The sequence below is a fragment of the Ruminococcus sp. MSJ-25 genome, from assembly GCF_018917825.1.
Taxonomy (GTDB): Bacteria; Bacillota; Clostridia; order Oscillospirales; family Ruminococcaceae; genus Hominimerdicola; species Hominimerdicola aceti.
On record NZ_JAHLPI010000015.1, the window covers coordinates 14,166 to 33,512 of the forward strand.

Annotated in this window: 14 protein-coding genes; 9 read left to right on the top strand and 5 right to left on the bottom strand. The window is 41.9% G+C overall.

Going from position 1 to position 19,347, the window contains the following annotated elements; all coding sequences use genetic code 11:
- The first annotated feature begins 233 nt into the window (after nt 1–233).
- The 4 genes from KQH97_RS05170 to KQH97_RS05185 all read left to right on the top strand — a co-directional run bounded on the left by KQH97_RS05170 (nt 234) and on the right by KQH97_RS05185 (nt 5,202).
- Nucleotides 234–956 carry a hypothetical protein gene (locus KQH97_RS05170; RefSeq protein WP_117863662.1) on the top strand — a complete coding sequence of 241 codons (723 nt, stop codon included), beginning with the start codon at nt 234–236 and terminating at the stop codon, nt 954–956.
- Nucleotides 957–1,025: 69 nt separating this feature from the next.
- A complete protein-coding gene (locus tag KQH97_RS05175) occupies nt 1,026–1,952 on the top strand; it encodes a DMT family transporter (RefSeq protein ID WP_117892097.1) in 927 nt (308 codons plus the stop codon).
- 247 nt (nt 1,953–2,199) lie between these two features.
- A complete protein-coding gene (locus KQH97_RS05180) occupies nt 2,200–4,641 on the top strand; it encodes a YfhO family protein (RefSeq protein ID WP_216553168.1) in 2,442 nt (813 codons plus the stop codon).
- Between the two features lie 21 nt (nt 4,642–4,662).
- Entirely contained in the window at nt 4,663–5,202 is a 540-nt protein-coding gene (locus tag KQH97_RS05185; protein WP_038672772.1) for an NUDIX domain-containing protein, read from the top strand.
- 162 nt (nt 5,203–5,364) lie between these two features.
- Here the strand turns inward: KQH97_RS05185 and nifJ are convergent, their stop codons facing one another.
- The 3 genes from nifJ to KQH97_RS05200 all read right to left on the bottom strand — a co-directional run bounded on the left by nifJ (nt 5,365) and on the right by KQH97_RS05200 (nt 11,036).
- The gene (nifJ, locus tag KQH97_RS05190) at nt 5,365–8,934 is read right to left on the bottom strand and encodes a pyruvate:ferredoxin (flavodoxin) oxidoreductase (protein ID WP_216553171.1); all 3,570 of its coding nucleotides are present in this window, start codon (nt 8,932–8,934) and stop codon (nt 5,365–5,367) included.
- Nucleotides 8,935–9,272: 338 nt separating this feature from the next.
- A complete protein-coding gene (locus tag KQH97_RS05195) occupies nt 9,273–10,187 on the bottom strand; it encodes a ParB/RepB/Spo0J family partition protein (protein WP_216553174.1) in 915 nt (304 codons plus the stop codon).
- A 57-nt stretch (nt 10,188–10,244) separates the two neighbouring features.
- Nucleotides 10,245–11,036, bottom strand: coding sequence for a ParA family protein (locus tag KQH97_RS05200; protein WP_216553177.1), 792 nt, complete (start codon nt 11,034–11,036; stop codon nt 10,245–10,247).
- Nucleotides 11,037–11,322: 286 nt separating this feature from the next.
- Between KQH97_RS05200 and KQH97_RS05205 the strand changes: the two genes are divergently transcribed.
- Nucleotides 11,323–12,189 carry a ParB/RepB/Spo0J family partition protein gene (locus KQH97_RS05205; RefSeq protein ID WP_117905294.1) on the top strand — a complete coding sequence of 289 codons (867 nt, stop codon included), beginning with the start codon at nt 11,323–11,325 and terminating at the stop codon, nt 12,187–12,189.
- Nucleotides 12,190–12,245: 56 nt separating this feature from the next.
- On the opposite strand, the gene KQH97_RS05210 is transcribed toward KQH97_RS05205, so the two are convergent.
- Nucleotides 12,246–13,598, bottom strand: coding sequence for a CAP domain-containing protein (locus KQH97_RS05210; protein WP_216553180.1), 1,353 nt, complete (start codon nt 13,596–13,598; stop codon nt 12,246–12,248).
- Between the two features lie 81 nt (nt 13,599–13,679).
- Nucleotides 13,680–14,609, bottom strand: coding sequence for an NAD(P)-dependent oxidoreductase (locus KQH97_RS05215; protein WP_118163735.1), 930 nt, complete (start codon nt 14,607–14,609; stop codon nt 13,680–13,682).
- 224 nt (nt 14,610–14,833) lie between these two features.
- Here KQH97_RS05215 and KQH97_RS05220 point away from each other — a divergent pair, with 224 nt between their 5' ends.
- The 4 genes from KQH97_RS05220 to mnmE are packed head-to-tail and all read left to right on the top strand — an operon-like array spanning nt 14,834 to nt 19,329.
- Nucleotides 14,834–16,210 (top strand): acyltransferase, encoded by a 1,377-nt coding sequence (locus KQH97_RS05220; RefSeq protein WP_216553183.1) that lies wholly within the window; start codon nt 14,834–14,836, stop codon nt 16,208–16,210.
- 16 nt (nt 16,211–16,226) lie between these two features.
- Nucleotides 16,227–17,000, top strand: a complete 774-nt coding sequence (locus tag KQH97_RS05225; protein ID WP_216553185.1) for a hypothetical protein — start codon at nt 16,227–16,229, stop codon at nt 16,998–17,000.
- Entirely contained in the window at nt 16,993–17,946 is a 954-nt protein-coding gene (locus KQH97_RS05230; protein WP_216553188.1) for a TIGR01212 family radical SAM protein, read from the top strand. The genes KQH97_RS05225 and KQH97_RS05230 overlap by 8 nt, the downstream gene beginning before the upstream one ends.
- Nucleotides 17,947–17,958: 12 nt before the next feature.
- Nucleotides 17,959–19,329 carry a tRNA uridine-5-carboxymethylaminomethyl(34) synthesis GTPase MnmE gene (gene mnmE / locus KQH97_RS05235; RefSeq protein ID WP_216553191.1) on the top strand — a complete coding sequence of 457 codons (1,371 nt, stop codon included), beginning with the start codon at nt 17,959–17,961 and terminating at the stop codon, nt 19,327–19,329.
- The last annotated feature ends 18 nt before the right edge of the window (nt 19,330–19,347 follow it).

Sequence of the window (19,347 nt, forward strand, 5' to 3'; positions counted from 1 at the left end):
TTTTTTGTTCCCATATTGGCATTTTACAGAGTAAAACAGCGTAAGATACATGGGATTTCATTTTACAAAATTCAAGTTGAATATGGTTGACAAAAGACGTACTGTGTGTTATAATTGTAGTAATATGGTGGGAAATATAGCGTGTTATTTGTGCAGTGTTCACTATCACGCACCACGCAAAAGACTAAAAGGTTCTTCTTTTAGAAATTTTTTCGTGATCTGAGGGAGTATATATGGCTAACGAAACCGAACTTGAAAAAATTGACCGTGCTGCCGAATACTTTGAAAGATATTTTGAGTTTGAGGACGCTGTAACGGTCAGCAAGGAAAATAAAGAATACCTCAAAACTTATATCCATGACAACGATTATGTTGTTAAAAACTTCAATATAAAAAATAAAATAATTAAGTCTTTAGGCATAAGCATCGGCATTGGATTGGTGGCTTTTCTGCTGCTGTGGCTGCTCCTTGGCACAAAGCTTATTATAGTGGGCATTATTGCAGGTGCACTTATTTTTATCGGTGCAGGCGTTTTCGGTATCGCTCTCAACAAATACAGACTTACTGCTGCTGAACAGAAGCAGGTTGAAGTGAACGAGGGCATAAACGAACAGATAATAATGCTTGATGACAGAATAAAGCAGGTAGAACGTCAGAGAGATGATTACTACAAGGCTCTTGAAAAGAGAGTGCCTTTCATGTCACTTGACTATATGAAAAACGTTCAGCAGATAAAACAGTTTCTTGTTGACGGCAAGGCTGACACCTGTGAAGAGGCTGTGGATATGTTTGAAGAATCCATGCTTTTGCAGCAGATGACCGATATTATGACAAAGAGTGAAACTATCGAGCCTGTTAAGGACGATAAGGAGCGTTTCGGCGACCCTCTCAAGATAATAAAGGAAAACAAGAAGAAACGTAAAAAAGAAAAGAAAGCAAAAAAGGACAAGAAGTGATACCCCGACCGCAACGGCATTTTACGCCGCTGCGGTCTTTCTGTGAAAATACGATAGATAGGATAATATATGAACGAGAAAAAAGATATTCTAACAAAAACATGGGTAGTGGCTGTTCTTGCGTCCATATGCTGTATGCTGTGGGGAAGTGCATTTTCCTGTGTGAAAATAGGCTACAGCCTTATGAACATAACCACCAATGACAGCGGTTCGCAGCTTGTGTTTGGGGGCATAAGATTTTTTGTGGCAGGGCTAATGGCTCTTGCCATGGGAAGCGGAGCGGAGAGAAAAATTCTCCTGCCAACAAAGACTTCCATACCAAAGATCATGATAATAAGCCTTTTTCAGACAATTTTGCAGTATTTTTTCTACTACATAGGTCTTGCCCACACAACGGGGGTAAAGGCAGCGATAATAGTTGGGGCGAACGTTTTTATTGCGATACTTGTGTCATCGCTTTTATACAAGCTTGAAAAGCTCACCGCTGTGAAAATAGCAGGCTGTATACTTGGATTTTCGGGTATCATTGTTATAAATCTCGGGGGACTTTCGGGGGTGAGCTTCAATTTTCTCGGGGACGGATTTATTTTTCTTTGCACCTGTGCATATGCTTTTTCATCGGTGTATATGAAGCGCTATTCCGAAACAGAAGACCCTGTTATGCTTAGCGGCTGGCAGTTCGTTTTCGGTGGAGCAGTTCTCACTGTCATAGGCTTTTTAATGGGTGGCAGGCTTGGTCACATGAGTGCAAAGGCTTTTTTGATGCTTTTGTATCTTGCCTTTGTATCAGCGGCGGCATATTCGCTGTGGGCAGTGCTTTTGAAGCACAACCCTGTTTCAAAGGTGGCGATTTTCGGCTTTATGAACCCTGTGTGCGGAGTGCTGCTTTCAACTATCCTGCTTGATGAAAAAGGCATTTTTGGCGTTCAGGGGATAGCCGCACTTATCCTTGTATGCTCGGGTATCTTTATTGTTCAGAGAAAAGGGAATAAATAATATTGTAACTATGCTCATATGCTTTTGCGTATTCACGTTGTTTGTATATAGGGGCGAACAGTGTTCGTCCGTTGATTTGACATTTTTGCAACAGACTGGCTCATGTGCTTATTGCATATGAGCTTTTTTATTCAAAATCGTTCTAAAGACTGTTTAAAATGTTGATTTTTATATGTAGCTGTGTTATAATGAATTGTGTATGGTTTTTTACCAATATATTATCAGTAAAGAAAAAGAGGACAAGACAATGTTTAAGAAAAACGGACTTCTAAAAAGCCCTGACAGCAAGCCAAAAGAAAAGTATCTGCTGCTGTTTGCGGTGGCTTTTATCGGCATGATGATCTCGTTCATACCGTCAATGATAGTGAACAAGGGCATCTTTCTCTACTATGGCGACTTCAACTCACAGCAGATGATGTTCTATCAGCACTGTCATGACGCTGTTCGCAGCGGAAACATGGGCTGGGACTGGGGAACGGACTTAGGCTCGAGCTTTGTTGGCTCATATGCTTTCTATCTCCTTGGCTCGCCATTTTTCTGGCTCACTACACTTTTCCCGTCAGGTGCAGTGCCTTATCTGATACCATGGCTCCTTGCGCTGAAAACGGCTATCGCCGCAATAACAGCCTACGCTTATATCAGATTTTTTGTTGACAACACAAGCGCTTGCTTTATAGGCGGTCTGCTTTACGCTTTCTCAGGCTTCCAGACCTACAACGTTTTCTTCAACCACTTCCACGACGCAACTGCGTTCTTCCCTCTCATGCTTTTAGGATTTGAACTGTTGGTTCAAAAGAACAAGAAGGGTCCGTTTGCGGTAGCGGTAGCTATATGTGCGACCATAAGCTATTTCTTCTTTGCCTGCGAAGTCGTATTCATTGTTATCTACTTCTTCCTGAGGTGCCTTGACAAGGACTTTGAAATTGACATGAAGAAGTTCGGTCTGCTTATTCTTGAGGCTGTTATCGGTGTGATGATATCCGCTGTTATCTTCCTGCCGTCAGCGCTGAGCGTAATGGGCAACTACCGTGTAAACGAAAGACTTTATGGACTTGACCTTGTTATATACGGTGAAAATGTAAGAATACCAAGAATTATCCAATCGTTCTTTATGCTTTCCGATATGCCTGCAAGAATAAATATCCTTAACTCAGACAAGGCAAGATGGGCTTCAATGGCAGGCTATCTGCCTATGTTCTCAATGGCAGGCGTTATAGCGTTTATGAGAACGAGAAAGAAAGGCAAAGACAGTTGGCTTACAAAGGCTATTATCGTGTTCGGCATAATGGCTTGCGTGCCTATATTGAACTCCTCTTTCGTCCTTTTCAATGCGTCATATTATGCAAGATGGTATTATATGCCTATACTGCTTATGTGCCTTATGACAGCAAAGGTCATCGCAGAAAACAAGGACGATCTGAAAAAAGGATTTGTGCCTGTTTGTGTAGTATGTGCGATATTTATTGGCATCGGTCTGCTTCCGACAAACGAAAACGGCGTTGTATCCTATGGCAAAGTCCCTGAATATATCGAGCTTTACTACATTCAGGCTATAGTTACCATAGTAATGATAATAATGTTGGGCGTGCTTATTTATGTGGTCGCAGAGAAGAAGCTCGACTACATGAAGATCGCTTCTGCAATGACGGCGGTTGCGGTGGTCATCTGCATGACTTCTTCTATCGTATACGGCGTAACCCAGGGTACTGACAACACCGACTATATCAACAGAGCAATAAACGGTGGCGACAGCATCAACATGGATAAGCTGGAGTCTGGATCAGAGAACTTCAATGCTGACAACAATTTCTACAGAATAGATACCTCAGAAAATGTTGACAACTGGTGTATGTTCTGGAAGCTTTCATCAATGAGATGCTTCCACAGCGTTGTTTCAACATCTATCATGGATTTCTACAGCTCTATCGGACAAACGAGAGATGTTGCATCAAGAATGGAAACTAAGGTCTATCCGCTAAGAAGCCTGTTTTCTGTAAAATACTATTTCAATGAACTTACTGAAAGTGAGAGAAAAGGTATCACAGAGGTATCGAAGCCTGAAACTCTTGCAAATCTCTACGGCTTTGAATATGTTGATACTCAGAACGGTTTCAACATTTACGAAAACAAATATTATGTACCAATGGGCTTCACATATGATTACTACTGCCTTGACAGCGACATTCAGAAGGCTTCAGAGGTAGACAAGACATCAATGCTCATGAAAGCCCTTGTGCTTACCCCTGAGCAGGCTGCGAAATACAATAATATTCTCAGCTACTACAGCTTTAAGGGTACTGACTACTCAACAGATCAGTATTATCAGAACTGCCTTGACAGACGTGCAAACAGTTGTTCATCATTCAGTTATGATTCTTACGGCTTCAACGCCAAGATCGACCTTGACAAGGATAACCTTGTGTTTTTCTCAGTTCCATATGATGACGGCTGGAGTGCAAAGGTGAATGGTCAGGACGTGGAAATAGAAAAGGTGGATTACGGCTTTATGGCTGTTCTTTGTCCTGCGGGATCAAACGACATCCAGTTCACCTACGAAACAAAGGGACTTTTCTGGGGCAAGGTAATAACAGCCGTTGGTTTCGGCTCGCTTATCGTTTACCTTGGCGCAGTGAGATTTACAGGCAGAAAGAAAAAAGAAGAAGCTCAGCCTGTTGAAAAGAACGCATAAACCTGAAAGGGAGGATATAAAATGTATCAGAACGAAAAAACTATCAGTGAAAAAGAGATATACAAGGGCAGGGTCGTTCACCTGACTTGTGATGAAGTGGAGCTTGAAAACGGCTACAAGACGCTTAGAGAGGTCATTCATCACCCTGGCGGAGTTTGCATCGTTGCTCTTGACGAGGACGAGAATGTTTATTTTGTGAAGCAGTTCCGCTATCCTTTCAAGACCGCACTTATGGAGATACCTGCAGGAAAGCTTGAATACGGTGAAGATCATTTGGAGTGCGGAAAGCGTGAGCTTAAAGAGGAGATAGGTGCAACTGCAGAGAAAATGACTTATCTTGGCTGCATTTATCCAACAGTGGCTTATGATACCGAGATAATCCATATGTATATGGCAGAGGGACTTGATTTCGGTGAGCAGCACCTTGACGAGGGCGAGTTCCTTGACGTAACAAAAATGCCTCTTGAAGAAGCTTACAAAATGGTCATGGAAAACAAGCTCCCTGACGCAAAGACAACTGCGGCTATACTGAAAACTTATCTTATCAAAAAGGATATGTAGTCCATAATATTTTACCCATGCGATAAAATAAACGGTCGAACGCTGTTCGCCACTGCATATATAAAGGGTACTGTCAACGTGGCAGTACCCTTTTTTTTGTGGTGAAAAAAAAGAGCGCCCACGCACCGAAGTGCATGAGCGTCTTTTTTATAGTAACTTAGATTACTTTTCCTCAGTATTGTAAAGCTTAGCGTATCTGAGCAGATAATCATATCTGTCCTTAGCGTTCTGAACAGCCTTACCAAAGAGCTTCTCAGCTCTCTCAGGATTCTGTCTAGCAAGAGCGTTATAACGTACCTCTCCCATGATGAAGTCCTTATAGTCAGCTGTTGGAGCCTTAGAATCAAGGATAAATGGATTCTTGCCCTCTGCCTTAAGACGTGGGTCGAATCTGTACAGATGCCAGTAACCAGCCTGAACAGCCTTCTTCTCCTCTGTCTGAGCAATTGACATACCACCCTTGATACCATGGTTGATACATGGAGCATAACCGATGATGATTGAAGGACCGTGATAAGACTCAGCCTCGTGGATAGCCTTGATGCACTGATTGTAATCAGCACCCATTGCAACGTGAGCTACATATACATAGCCGTAAGACATTGCGATACCTGCGAGATCCTTCTTCTTAACTTCCTTACCAGCTGCTGCGAACTGAGCGATAGCACCTGTTGGAGTTGACTTAGAGGACTGTCCGCCTGTATTTGAGTAAACCTCAGTATCGAATACGAAGATGTTTACGTCCTCGCCCTGAGCGATAACGTGGTCAACGCCTGAGAATCCGATATCGTAAGCCCAGCCGTCACCGCCGAAGATCCACATTGACTTCTTTCTCAGATAGTCAGCGTCCTTAAGGATCTCCTCAGTAGCCTTATTCTTTGTCTTCTTAAGAGCAGCGATAAGGTTATCTGTAGCTGCTGAGTTCTTCTCACCGTCATCTACTGTTTCAAGATACTCTTCGCAAGCCTTCTTGAGAGCTGCAGCCTTAGTTGTCTTAGACAGCTCAAGAACCTTAGCGATAGTTCTGTTTCTGATAGTTGACTGTGCAAGGAACATACCGTAACCATACTCAGCGTTATCCTCGAACAGTGAGTTAGCCCAAGCTGGACCCTTGCCGTCCTTGTTTACTGTGTATGGAGTTGAAGGAGCAGAACCACCCCAGATTGATGAACAGCCTGTTGCGTTAGCAATGTACATTCTATCACCAAAGAGCTGTGTGATGAGCTTAGCATAAGGTGTTTCACCGCAGCCTGCGCAAGCGCCTGAGAATTCAAGCAGTGGCTGCTTGAACTGTGAGCCCTTAACTGTTGTTGCCTTAAACTTCTCGAATACTTCTGGCTTTTCAGCAAGTGTAAGACCATAGTTGAATACTTCCTGCTCAGCGAGCTGAGTTTCAAGTGGCATCATGCTGAGAGCCTTGTTGCCCTTCTTACCAGGACAAACATTTACGCAAGAACCGCAGCCTGTGCAGTCCAGAGCAGACATTGTCATTACGAAGTTGTAACCAGGCATACCTGTCATAGCTACTGCCTTCTCCTGAGCAAGCTTAGGAGCCTTCTTCAGCTCAGCGTCTGTCATTACAACAGGTCTGATAACTGCGTGTGGACATACATATGAACAGAAGTTACACTGGATACAGTTGTCACCATTCCATGCAGGAACGTCAACAGCGATACCTCTCTTCTCAAATGCAGCAGAACCCTGTGGGAATGTGCCGTCTGCCATATTTGTGAATGTTGAAACAGGAAGCTTGTCGCCCTCCTGAGCGTTGCAAGGGATCTGAATGTTGTTTACGAAGTCCTGAAGAGTCTTATCTGCGCACTTAGCGGCAGGCATACCCATTGGAGTATCCTTGCACTTCTTCCAAGATGCAGGAACCTTAACTTCGTGTACCTGCTGACAGCCAGCGTCGATAGCGTCATGGTTCATCTTAACGATAGCGTCGCCCTTCTTAGAATAAGAAGCTGTAGCAGCGTCCTTCATGTACTTGATAGCGTCGTCGATAGGAATGATGTTAGCAAGCTTGAAGAATGCAGACTGAAGAACAGTGTTTATTCTGTTGCCCAGACCGATCTCCTTACCGATCTTAACGCCGTTGATAGTATAGAACTTGATGTTGTTCTCAGCGATATATCTCTTTACCTGACCTGGGAGGTGCTTATCCAGCTCTTCATGCTCCCACTGGCAGTTCAGAAGGAATGTTCCGCCAGGCTTGATATCCTGTACCATGTTGTACTTAGTGATATAAGACTCGTTATGGCAAGCAACAAAGTCAGCCTGATTGATAAGGTATGTTGACTTGATAGGTGTCTTACCGAATCTCAGGTGAGAAACTGTTACACCGCCTGACTTCTTAGAGTCATATGCAAAGTATGCCTGAGCATACAGATCTGTATGGTCACCAATGATCTTGATAGAGTTCTTGTTTGCACCAACAGTACCGTCAGCGCCAAGACCCCAGAACTTACAAGCAGTTGTGCCTGCTGGAGCAGAATCAAGCTTGCCCTCAGTTTCGAGAGAGAGGTTTGTAACATCGTCTTCGATACCGATAGTAAATCTTGGCTTATATGTATCCTTCCAGCTTGCATTCCAGTAAACAGCCTTGATCTGTGCAGGAGTTGTATCCTTAGAACCAAGACCATATCTGCCTGAAGCGATAGCTACATCATGGAACTGTGTACCCTTAAGAGCAGCAACAACGTCAAGATAAAGTGGCTCGCCCTCAGAACCTGGCTCCTTAGTTCTGTCAAGAACCGAGATCTGTTCACAAGTTGAAGGGATAGCTTCAACGAGCTTGTCAGCACGGAAAGGTCTGTAAAGTCTAACCTTAACAAGACCGAGCTTTGTGCCTTCCTTCTCGTTGAGGTAATCAATTGTTTCTTCGATAGTGTCACAAACAGAACCCATAGCTACGATAACGTGTGTAGCGTCTGGTGCGCCGTAGTAGTTGAACAGCTTATAGTTTGTGCCGATCTTTTCGTTTACCTTGTTCATGTAATCCTCTACGATGCCAGGGATAGCGTCATAGTATGGGTTACAAGCTTCTCTTGCCTGGAAGAAGATATCAGGGTTCTGAGCTGTACCTCTAAGTACAGGATGCTCAGGGTTAAGAGCTCTCTTTCTGAACTCCTCCACCTTCTCAAAGTTTACCATATCTCTTACGTCTTCCATATCCCATGTCTCGATCTTCTGGATCTCGTGAGATGTTCTGAATCCGTCAAAGAAGTGGATGAATGGTACTCTGCCCTCGATAGTTGAGAGGTGAGCAACTGTACCCAGATCCATTACCTCCTGTACATTTGAAGAACAAAGCATAGCAAAACCTGTCTGACGGCAAGCATAGATGTCAGAATGGTCGCCGAAAATATTAAGTGCGTGTGAAGCTACACATCTTGCAGATACATGGATAACGCAAGGGAGAAGCTCACCTGCGATCTTATACAGGTTAGGGATCATAAGAAGAAGTCCCTGTGATGCTGTATATGTTGTTGTGAGCGCACCGGCTGCAAGTGAGCCGTGTACTGTACCTGAAGCACCTGCCTCAGACTGCATTTCTGCAAGCTTTACAGGAGTGCCAAACAGGTTTTCTTTACCCTTGGCAGCCCACTGGTCTGTTACTTCTGCCATAACAGATGATGGTGTGATTGGATAGATAGCAGCAACTTCTGTAAATGGGTATGACGCCCAAGCAGCAGCGTTGTTTCCGTCCATGGTTTTCATTTTTCTTGCCATTTTAGAATCATTCCTTTCTCGATATTTCAAGCAAAAGCTCAAAACTCAAATTTCCTTTTTAGCGTACTTTTCAAGCACGTCTGTTTAAGGACAGCAGATATTTTCTTCAAAAGTAAGCTGTAACAAACTTTCTCAGGATACATCTGTTTTAACTCTTATAGTATACCACTTATTTTTCAATTTGTAAAGACCTTTTACCACATTTTTTCTTGATTTATACGCTGTAAACCCCCTATTTTCGGTTAGTTATGACTTCCTCATATTTCAGACGTGCTGTATTACGGAGATAAAAAAATGCCTGCCGAAACAGACATTTTTCATATATATAAAGTATAAAACTAGCAGTTCATAAGAAGCTCGGCGAGGGCATTGAGTATCTTATCCACATCGACATCAGAGCTGAATTTTACATCAAGCTTTGAGCCGCCTTTTTTATCCTCGCTTAAACTTACACGGAGCTTATCGGTAGCTTGATTTACTCTTATCTCAAACTCAGTGTACATAGGATTTGTGATAGTACGCTTTATTTTCTTCTCAGCTTTTTTCTTTGTTTCCAAAGTGGCGATAGCTTTTTCAAGCTCTCTTACCGTCCAGCCCTTTTCTATACACTCTGTGGCAAGCTTCTCCTGAGTATCCTTATCCACAACGCCTGCAAGCACCTTTGCGTGACCCTCGGTGAGCTTTTTGTCACGGAGCATTTTCTGCACATTTTCGCTAAGGGAAAGAAGTCTGATAGAGTTTGCCACAGCGGAACGTGAACGTCCAACAGCTTCTGCCACCTGTTGCTGAGTAAGACCATAGGTTTCCATAAGAGTCTGATAAGCTGCCGCCTCCTCAAGAGGTGTAAGGTCTTTACGCTGGATATTTTCAATAAGGGATATCTCAGCGGCCTCAAGATCGGTAAGCTCCTTTATATAAACAGGTATCTCATCAAGTCCAGCCAGACGTGCCGCACGCCACCTGCGCTCGCCTGCAACTATCTTATATCCACCATTGTCAAGAGGTCTTACAAGTATAGGCTGCAAAACACCATGCTGTCTGATATTTTCCGCAAGCTCATTAAGAGCGTCCTCATCAAACTCAGAACGCGGCTGATTTTTGTCAGGCTCAATAAGAGATATCCTTACTGTGGAAATGCCATTTTCGCCATCATCATTTTTTACTGATTCACTATCAGATCGTGTGACCTCATCTATAGAATTATCAAAGAACAGGCTATCCAAGCCTCTGTCCATTTTGCTTTTTTTAGCCATTGTATTTTCCTTTCACATTATAACATACAATGTTCCATGTGGAACATTATTTTTTCTTTATTTTTCTTTATTCTTTGATGCTTTTTTCTTTTCTCTTTTAGCTATTTCTTTTGCAAGATTTTCATATGCCTTTGAGCCTTTTGCCTTCTTATCATAATAAATAGCCGGCTCACCAAAGCTTGGGGCTTCCGACAAAGCAACGTTTCTCGGTATGGTAGTTTCAAAAACTTCTTTTGCAAAATGCTTTTTGACCTCGCTTATTATCTGACCTGTTATCTTGTATCTTTCAACGCACATTGTAAACAAAATGCCCTCTATATCAAGGTCAGGATTGAAAGAAGCTTTTACCCTGTTGATAGTGTTGTGAAGCTCAACAAGACCCTCCAAAGAAAGAAACTCGCATTGGAGAGGGATAAGTACAGAATCAGCCGCCGCAAGTGCATTTATTGTGAGCATATCGAGAGTTGGGGGACAATCTATAAATATGTAGTCATAAAATTCTTTTGCAGGCATGAGAGCGTTGCGAAGCTTCATTGCTCTGTCCTTTTCATTCACAAGTGACACAGATGCACCTGAAAGGTCCTGAGTTGTCGGCACAACTGAAACTCCACGGCAGGCAGTTGGCACGACAGCTTCAAATATCGAACATTCTTCAAATATTACATCAAACACTGTATTTCTGATACTTTTTTTCTTTATACCAAAGCTTGTGGTAGTATTGCCCTGTGGGTCAAAGTCAACGATCAGGACTTTTTTGCCCTTTAGTCCAAAAACCGCTGCAAGATTTACAACAGTAGTAGATTTTCCAACGCCGCCTTTCTGATTTGAAACGGCAATTATTTTCCCCATATTCTTGACCTCTTTTCTTAGTAGAATTATATCATATTTATTATACTACAATTTTTCACTTTTGAAAAGACCCTTTTACAAATTTTCTTGAAAATGTTCCACATGGAACAAATCAGATTTTTACTTTATCCGACAAAGCCCATGACAATTTAGAAAATAATACAAAGAATAAAGTACCAATATCAAAATCAAGGTCATAAAGAGCAGAAAAGTTTTCTGAATAAAATATAGAATTGAGGATCGTGAAGTGTTATGATTATTTTAAAACGAAACGGAGGTATAAAATATGAGCATTTTCCCAAAAACATTAACAAAAGCTTTCAGCGAAGAAACTGACGAATCACAAAGGGCTTCACCCTATCAGACGTTAGGCAAAATAATCGACATTTCCATAGGAGAGATAAGGCCGAACCCTGTTCAGCCAAGGCGATATTTCTCATCTGCCGAACTAACAAGCCTTGCAAAAAGCATTTCTCAGGACGGGATCATACAACCTCTCACAGTGAGGCGTGTAAAAGGCACTTTTGAGCTTGTGTCAGGCGAACGGCGTTTGCGTGCGGCAAAGCTTGCAGGATTAAGGTCAGTGCCGTGTATACTTATCAATGCCACAGAGGAACGTTCGCAGGTCATTGCACTTATAGAGAATATCCAACGTTGTGACCTGAACTTTTTTGAAGAAGCCGAAGCGATCTCTCAGCTCATCACAAAATATGGCATGACTCAGGAATCTGCGGCTATTCGTCTGGGACTTGCTCAATCCACAGTTGCAAACAAGCTTCGTATTCTGAAACTTAACGCTGAGGAACGCAAAATAATTCTCGATAACAATATGTCAGAACGTCACGCAAGGGCTTTGCTAAAGATCACAGATAATGACCGCAGGCTTGCTGTGTTGACCAAAGCGGCTGAAAGTGGTTGGACAGTTGACACATTGGAAAAATATATTGCCAAGCTTCTGAAAGATGATGAAAAGCGTGCAAGCTATCACAAAAGAGCGGCTATGTTAAAAGATGTTAGATTATTTTTCAACAGTGTCAATAAGGCAATAGATGTTATGAGATTGGCAGGAGTGAACGCTGACGCAAAACGTATCGACCACGAGGATTATATCGAATATATTATAAAAATACCATCGGAAAAGCAGGCAGAATAAAATGTTCCACATGGAACAAAAAAATTGGACAGGCTCTGAAAGTCTGTCCAAATTTTTTATATATCGCTGTAAAAAAGCTGTTCCCAGTATGTATAATCGTTACCGTCCTGGGTCGTTGTGGCTTTTGCACACGCCATGTAACGCACATCAGGGTTGAGGATATTATCTCTATGAGGGGGCGAGTTCATCCATGCGTCAAAGGCTTCTTTTACTGTGGTCATGCTGTTCATACCATATGCGATATTTTCAGCCACCGCACGCCATTCAGGAAGGTCAGTTTCTTCTATAGCTGTGATGTATGAGTTGCCGTCGGGTCTGTCATGAGAATAATTTTCCAGAAGTTCGTTCGCTCGCACATCTGCCGCAGAGTCGAGAAGTTCAAGTCCCTCAAGTTCTCTTAAACCATACTGTTTTCTGACCTCATTTACATAGCCAAGCATTTCAGATGTTTCAGCAGAAAGATTTCTATTTGACATATTCGTGCTTGAATCAGGTTCAGTAGGTTCGGCAGGCTGAGGAGCAGAGGGCTGTTCTTCCTGCACAGGCTCGGTAACAGTTTCAGTTTGCGTTTCTGTTTTCTTTTCAGTTTTCTTTGAAGTCGTTGTGGTAGTAGTAGCCGTTGTCGTTGTTGTAGTAACAGTTGTAGTCACAGCTTTTATATCTGCACTGTGAGGTGGCCGCATGGTCTTTCCGTTTATGATAACCTTATCCCCTGACACGCTTATGTAGTTATTGCCTACCACTATGGATTCCATAAGCTCATTATCAGTGTTTGTTATCTCCATGCCCTTATCCATGGCTTCAAGCACATACTTTGAGCCGTTCACATCTTTTACAGTAGCTTTCTTTACTGTCTTGCCGTCTTTTACAATTTCAAACTTGTTCTCTGCGATACACCTTATAGTCACCTTGTCAGTTACGTTAAAGCTGCTGAAGCTTTCATCAACATATGTCACCTTTGTGTTTGCATAGTAGACCTCGTTGGCTGATATTATTATCCTTGTGCCTTTATAGCTGAACGAGTTGACCTTTTTTCCGTTCTTAGTGACAGTGACAGTATTTTCGTCACAAGTCAGTACAAGCTTATCACCGTTATCATCAGTTATCTCAAAAGAGTTCACTATCTCATTTGAACTGTTTATAAGAGTATATCCCCCCTGCACATTTGCAAAAAGGGTATAGCCGCCATCAAAAACTATCTTTGTACAAGTCGCTGCTGTTTGTATAGTAGTCACTGAACCCGTGATAGTTTCGGCAGACTTTTTATTTGTGGTCACAGTTGTGGTGACTCCTGTGCTGACGCTTGAAAGCTTTTTGGGCTTTTCTTCCCCTGTGCTTCCGCAAGAGGAAAGACAACAGCCTGCCGCACAGACAACACATAATATTTTAACTAACCTATTGCTTCCCATGATATCTTAGCTCTCCTGTTATATCAAATGTTCCACATGGAACAATACAAAAAAGGCAGCCCTGGGACTGCCTTTGTGAGTTTATTTTGTGTTTGAAAGTGTCCATCTGAAAGGTGCTATTCTCTTTGCCCTTGTGTTGTCTATGTTCCAGTTGTTGAATGTGATAGATGGGTCAAAATAGCGATAATCAGTTTTCATCTTACCTTTGTTGATGCTTATTCCCATTCCAGGTGATTTCTGGATAACTGCACCTATGCGGTGATGTTCCTTTTCATAATCAATTATCTCTTTTGCCGTTATCAGCCTTGAATCAGCAAGATTGTAGATTCCCTCATATCTTCCTGTCGGCACATTGATGATACCATTTATAAAGTCGATAAGATTGAATACACAGCAGAATGAAAAACCGTATTCTCCATCATTGAATATGTATGCAACATTTTCCTTTGCGTCAAATACTCTGTCTCTCAGATTTTGTGTATACTCAGCGTCATAAATAGGAGCTACTCTGGCAATAACAGGTATAGTTTCAGACTTTTTAAATTCCTTCTGCATTATCTTCTCAGATGTCATCTTAAGATCTGCATAGTTTGAATTTCCCTTTTCAGGAGCAGTTTCCCTTATTGGTTCTCTGCCTTTCTGTACACCATATATTGCTGTTGTGCTGAGCAGGATAAAGCTCCTTACCTCAGCCTTGTTTGCAGCCGCATATATGAACTTATCACATATCTTGCTCTTTTTCATCTCAGCGTCTGTTACATATGGATCTATATCGTTATCTACAGAATTTGCCAGATGCACGACAACGTCGATCTTGTTGCTATCGATTACATTTGTAATAGCGTCCTTATCTGTAATATCACACTGGATAAAAGTATAGTTTGGATCAGTTCCAATAAACTCATTTTTGCGTGTATCTATACCGAATACACGATGCTTTTTGTGCAGTAAGCTGGATGTAAGGTACAAGCCTATCATTCCGCTTGCTCCTGTAACTAAAATTGAAGCCAACTCTGCCACTCCTTCCCCAAGTAGAATTGCACATTTATTTACTATAATTATACCACAGTTTTTATTAATTGCAAATACTTTTTGAAGAAAACTGAAAAATTTAGATTTTCTTTATAATTTTGCTTGCTATATTTAGTGAATTGTGATAAAATTATAGGTATAAATCATAAACAAAAAAATATAAAAACATTTTAACATATAGAAATATTAAGGAGCAATTTATTTTGGTTTATTCCGATCTTATATTTATACTGGGAATGTTCCCGATAATGACCATTATTTCGCTTTTCGACAGAAGTGCAGAATATAAAAACCTCATTCTGATAGTTTGTTCCCTGCTGTTTTTCAGTTGGGGCAGACCTTTTGTGTTCTGTCTTATTTTCCTGTCAGTTATCCTTGATTGGATATTTGGTCTTATTATTTCAAAAAATCGTGAGAACAAAGCCCTTTGCGGGATATTTTTGGCGCTGGATATTATAATGAATGTATCTCTTATGCTAATATTCGGTCAGAATATCCTTTATAATAAGGTAAAAAAGCTCAGTTTTGACGCCGCCATACTTCCACTTGGTATGGGTTATTATATGCTCAGAGGAATTTCTTATGTCTATGACGTTTTCAAGGGCAACTGCAAAGCAGAAAAAAACATTTTCTGCCTTTTGACTTATATGGTGTCACTGCATTTCATGCTTGTGGGACCTCTTGTGAGATACGGTGATATTGAGCCACAGATAAGGCATCGTGAGATCACAGGAGCAAAGCTCAATCAGGGACTTAATAAGATAGTTTTTGGTTTTGGCAAGGTGGTGCTTCTTGCAGGCGTTTTTGAACAGATAAAGCTTGCAGGACTTAACGGCAAAGAGATAACTACCCTTGGCTGTTGGCTTGGTATGCTGTCATTTTTGGCTCAGTATTATTTTCTTTTCACAGGACTTTCGGATATGGCAAAGGGTCTTGGTCTGACAAACGGCTTTGTTTATCCTGACAACTACACAAACATTGAGGCTGACGGACTTTTCACTGGTATGATAAAAAGCTTCAATACAACTGTTGTTGACTTTTTCAGCGAGGTTTTCTGCTGCAAAAAAAACATGAACAAGGTATTTACTTTTGTGTGCTATATACTTTGCGGTCTGGCTCTTTCTATATGGTATCAGGCAAAGGTGAATTTCATTATCGTCGGACTTTGTGCGGCTGTGCTTTGTATCCTTGAAAAGCTGTTTCTTGAAAGACCGCTTTCAAAGCTGCCTGACCTTGTGAAGTATATTTATCTTTTGCTGACAGCTCTCGTTATTTTTGGCGGACTTTATTTTGACAGCTTCTATGGCTACAAAAAATGGCTCTTTGCACTTGCAGGAGTAAATGTGAAATACACCTTGAGCGTGTCTGTAAAAAGTGCAGTGCTGAAAAATATCACCCTTATAGTAATATCGTTCTTTATTGTCTGCCCACCTGCAAAAAGGGCTTTCTGTAAGATTTTTAAAAAGCTTTCACAGAAGTCTCAGGCGGCTTATGGCAGAGTTATGATAACAAAGACCATTATGACAGTGCTTGTTTTTGCAGTGAGCGTTATAACACTTGCGGCTGAATATGCGGCATAAAAAGAGGAAAATACTAATGGATAAGAAAACTACACGATTCAACATAGTTCACGGTGACGATGAATATGAGATACCGGAGGAATGCGAGGCTGCGGAGGAAGCGGCTGAAGAGCTTGCCAAAACGAATTTGGAGGAGCATTACAGCTTTATAAATCTCCTTTCCATAGCGGTCATAATGCTATTTGCCTGCATATTCTTTATTTCAGTTTCAGGAAGCGACATTGTGGAGGACAACAATCTGTCTTTAACATTCAAGACTTTCTTTTCAGGGGATTACACTCAGGCATTGGAGGACTCTTATAATAATAGTATACCTTTTCCTGACGCCATGAAAGCTGTTGAGGAGCGTATCTCTCTTATTTATGGTATCGGCAATAAGGTCACTGACCCTATAAAGGAAACTCCTGACAATACTGATTCTAATCACAACAGCTTCGATCATCCGACTAATAATGACAGTGATGATCCTGACGAAAATGTTATCACCACCACTGCAAAACCGCAGGACGGTGAAGTAACTACCACAAAGAAAAAAGAGGACAAGAAAAAAACAACAACTACCACTGCTATTGACAGACCAGAGGAAACTAAAAGCACCACAACGACTTCAACGGCTTCCACTACCACAAATAATGACAAGCCTTACTATACTGTCACCGAAACTGAGCCTATAGTACAGCCTGGTCCTACTACTACCACGACCACAACAAAGGCAACTGAGACCACAACTCGGCCGACTGAAACTACAGAACCTACCACTGAGCAAACTGAGGGACCGTCAGATGAATAGCAGATTTGATAACCCTTTTCCCTATTCTGATGACAATAAAAGATATCATACCTACAATTATTATCTAAGGCACAAGTTCGGCACTAAGGTTTTCAAGATACCGCTTAATATTGACCTTGGCTGTCCGAACAGAGACGGCACAAAAGGTGTGGGAGGCTGTGTGTTCTGCTCGGCAAAAATGAGCGGAGATTTTGCAGGCGACCCTCATGAGGATATCCTTACTCAGTACAGAGAGATAAGGGAAAAAATGAGCAAAAAGTGGAGCAAGGGTCTGTGCATACCGTATTTTCAGGCAGGCTCAAACACCTATGCTGACGTTGAAACGCTGAGAAAAATGTTTTATACAGCCCTGTCATTTGAAAATACGGCAGGGCTTTCTATCGCAACAAGGGCAGATTGCATCAACGAAGAAAAAGCCGACCTGCTCGGTGAGCTTGCGGAAAAGACTTTTCTTACTGTAGAGCTTGGCTTGCAGACTATACATGACGAAACGGCTCTGAAAATGAACCGCTGTCATACTTTTGCGGATTTTTTCAAAGGCTATGAAATGCTGAGAAAACGCAATGTGAATGTGTGCGTGCATATCATCGACGGGCTTCCCGGTGAGGATAGGGATATGATGCTTGAAACGGCTAAAACTCTCGGTCAGCTTGATATACAAAGCATAAAGATACATCTTCTGCACGTTTTAAAAGGCACTGTGCTTGCGCAGATGTATGAGCGTGGGGAGTTCAGAGCGCTTGAAATGGACGAGTATGTCAATATCGTCTGCGACCAGTTGGAGCTTCTGCCAGCTGAGATAGTAATACAGCGTGTGACAGGTGACGGTGCAAAGGACGACCTTGTTGCACCTTTGTGGAGTTTGAAAAAATTCTGCGTTATGAACGAGATAGACAAGGAAATGGGAAGAAGAAATTCATGGCAGGGAAAAGCTCTGTCGGAGTAAAAAGAGGTAAAAATGAAAGATATATGTGCAGTTTCGACACCACTCGCTGAGGGCGGTATATCAGTCATAAGAATAAGCGGTGAAAATGCCATGAGCATAGGTGCAAAAGTTTTTAAACCACTGTCATGCAAAAGTGTTGAAAACATGGAGGGCTATTCGTGTGCATACGGAAAAATAGTTGACAAAAACGGCAGAGAAGTTGATGACGGCGTCCTGACGGTTTTCCGTGCGCCTAAATCATACACCGGTGAAAACGTCTGCGAGATATCATGCCATGGCGGAATATATGTTACAAAAAAAGTTCTCAGACTTTGCATTGAACAGGGTGCAGAGCTTGCTCAGAGGGGCGAGTTCACAAAGAGGGCTTTTCTCAACGGAAAGCTTTCACTTACTCAGGCTGAGGGCGTAATGGAAACTATCTCCGCTCAGGGAGAATATGCGCTTAATTCTGCAAATCTTACAAAAGAGGGCAGGCTTTTCAGGCTTATTTCCGATATGTCAAGAAAGTTTGTCACAATACTTGGCGAGCTTGCAGCATGGGTGGATTATCCGGAGGAAGACTTGCCTGAGATATCTGAGGATAATCTCAGAGAGAGCCTTAAAAACGCTTTGGCAGGGCTTGATAAAATAATAGCAGATCATGACAGCGGTATGATACTGAAAAACGGTGTTGACACTGTTATCGCAGGAAAGCCGAACGTTGGAAAATCGACACTCATGAATATGCTGTTGGGATATGATCGCTCCATAGTCACAAATGTGGCAGGCACTACACGAGATGTTATCGAAGAAAGTGCAAAGCTTGGCGAGCTTATTTTGAAGCTTTCCGACACTGCAGGTATACATGAAACTGATGATGAAGTTGAAAAAATAGGCGTTGATATTGCAAAGAAAAAGCTTAAAAACGCTATGCTTGTGATAGAAGTTTTCGACATTTCAAGAGAGCTTGACGAGGAGGACTTGGAGCTTCTTGAATATGTGAAAAAGCTTGGAAAGAAAGTTATCATAGTTCTCAACAAGTCTGACCTTGAAAATGTTGTTGAAAGGTCTCAGCTTGAAAAATATTCAGACTATGTGATAGAGATTTCTGCGAAGCTTGACGAGGGCAGAGAAGAGCTGCAAAAAGCCGCAGAGAAGCTTTTGGGCATTGGCGGATATGACGCTGACAGCACAATTTTTGCAAACGAGCGTCAAATAGCCTGTGCAGAACGTGCAAGGAAATATCTTGCCATGGCTCTTGAAAGCCTTGATATGGGAGAGACTTTGGACGCTGTTACTGTGATGATAGACAATGGCGCAAATGCACTTTTGGAGCTGACAGGAGAAAAAACTACAGAAGCGGTGGTAGACGAGGTATTTTCAAAATTCTGCGTAGGAAAGTAATTTATATGGTCTTATTTT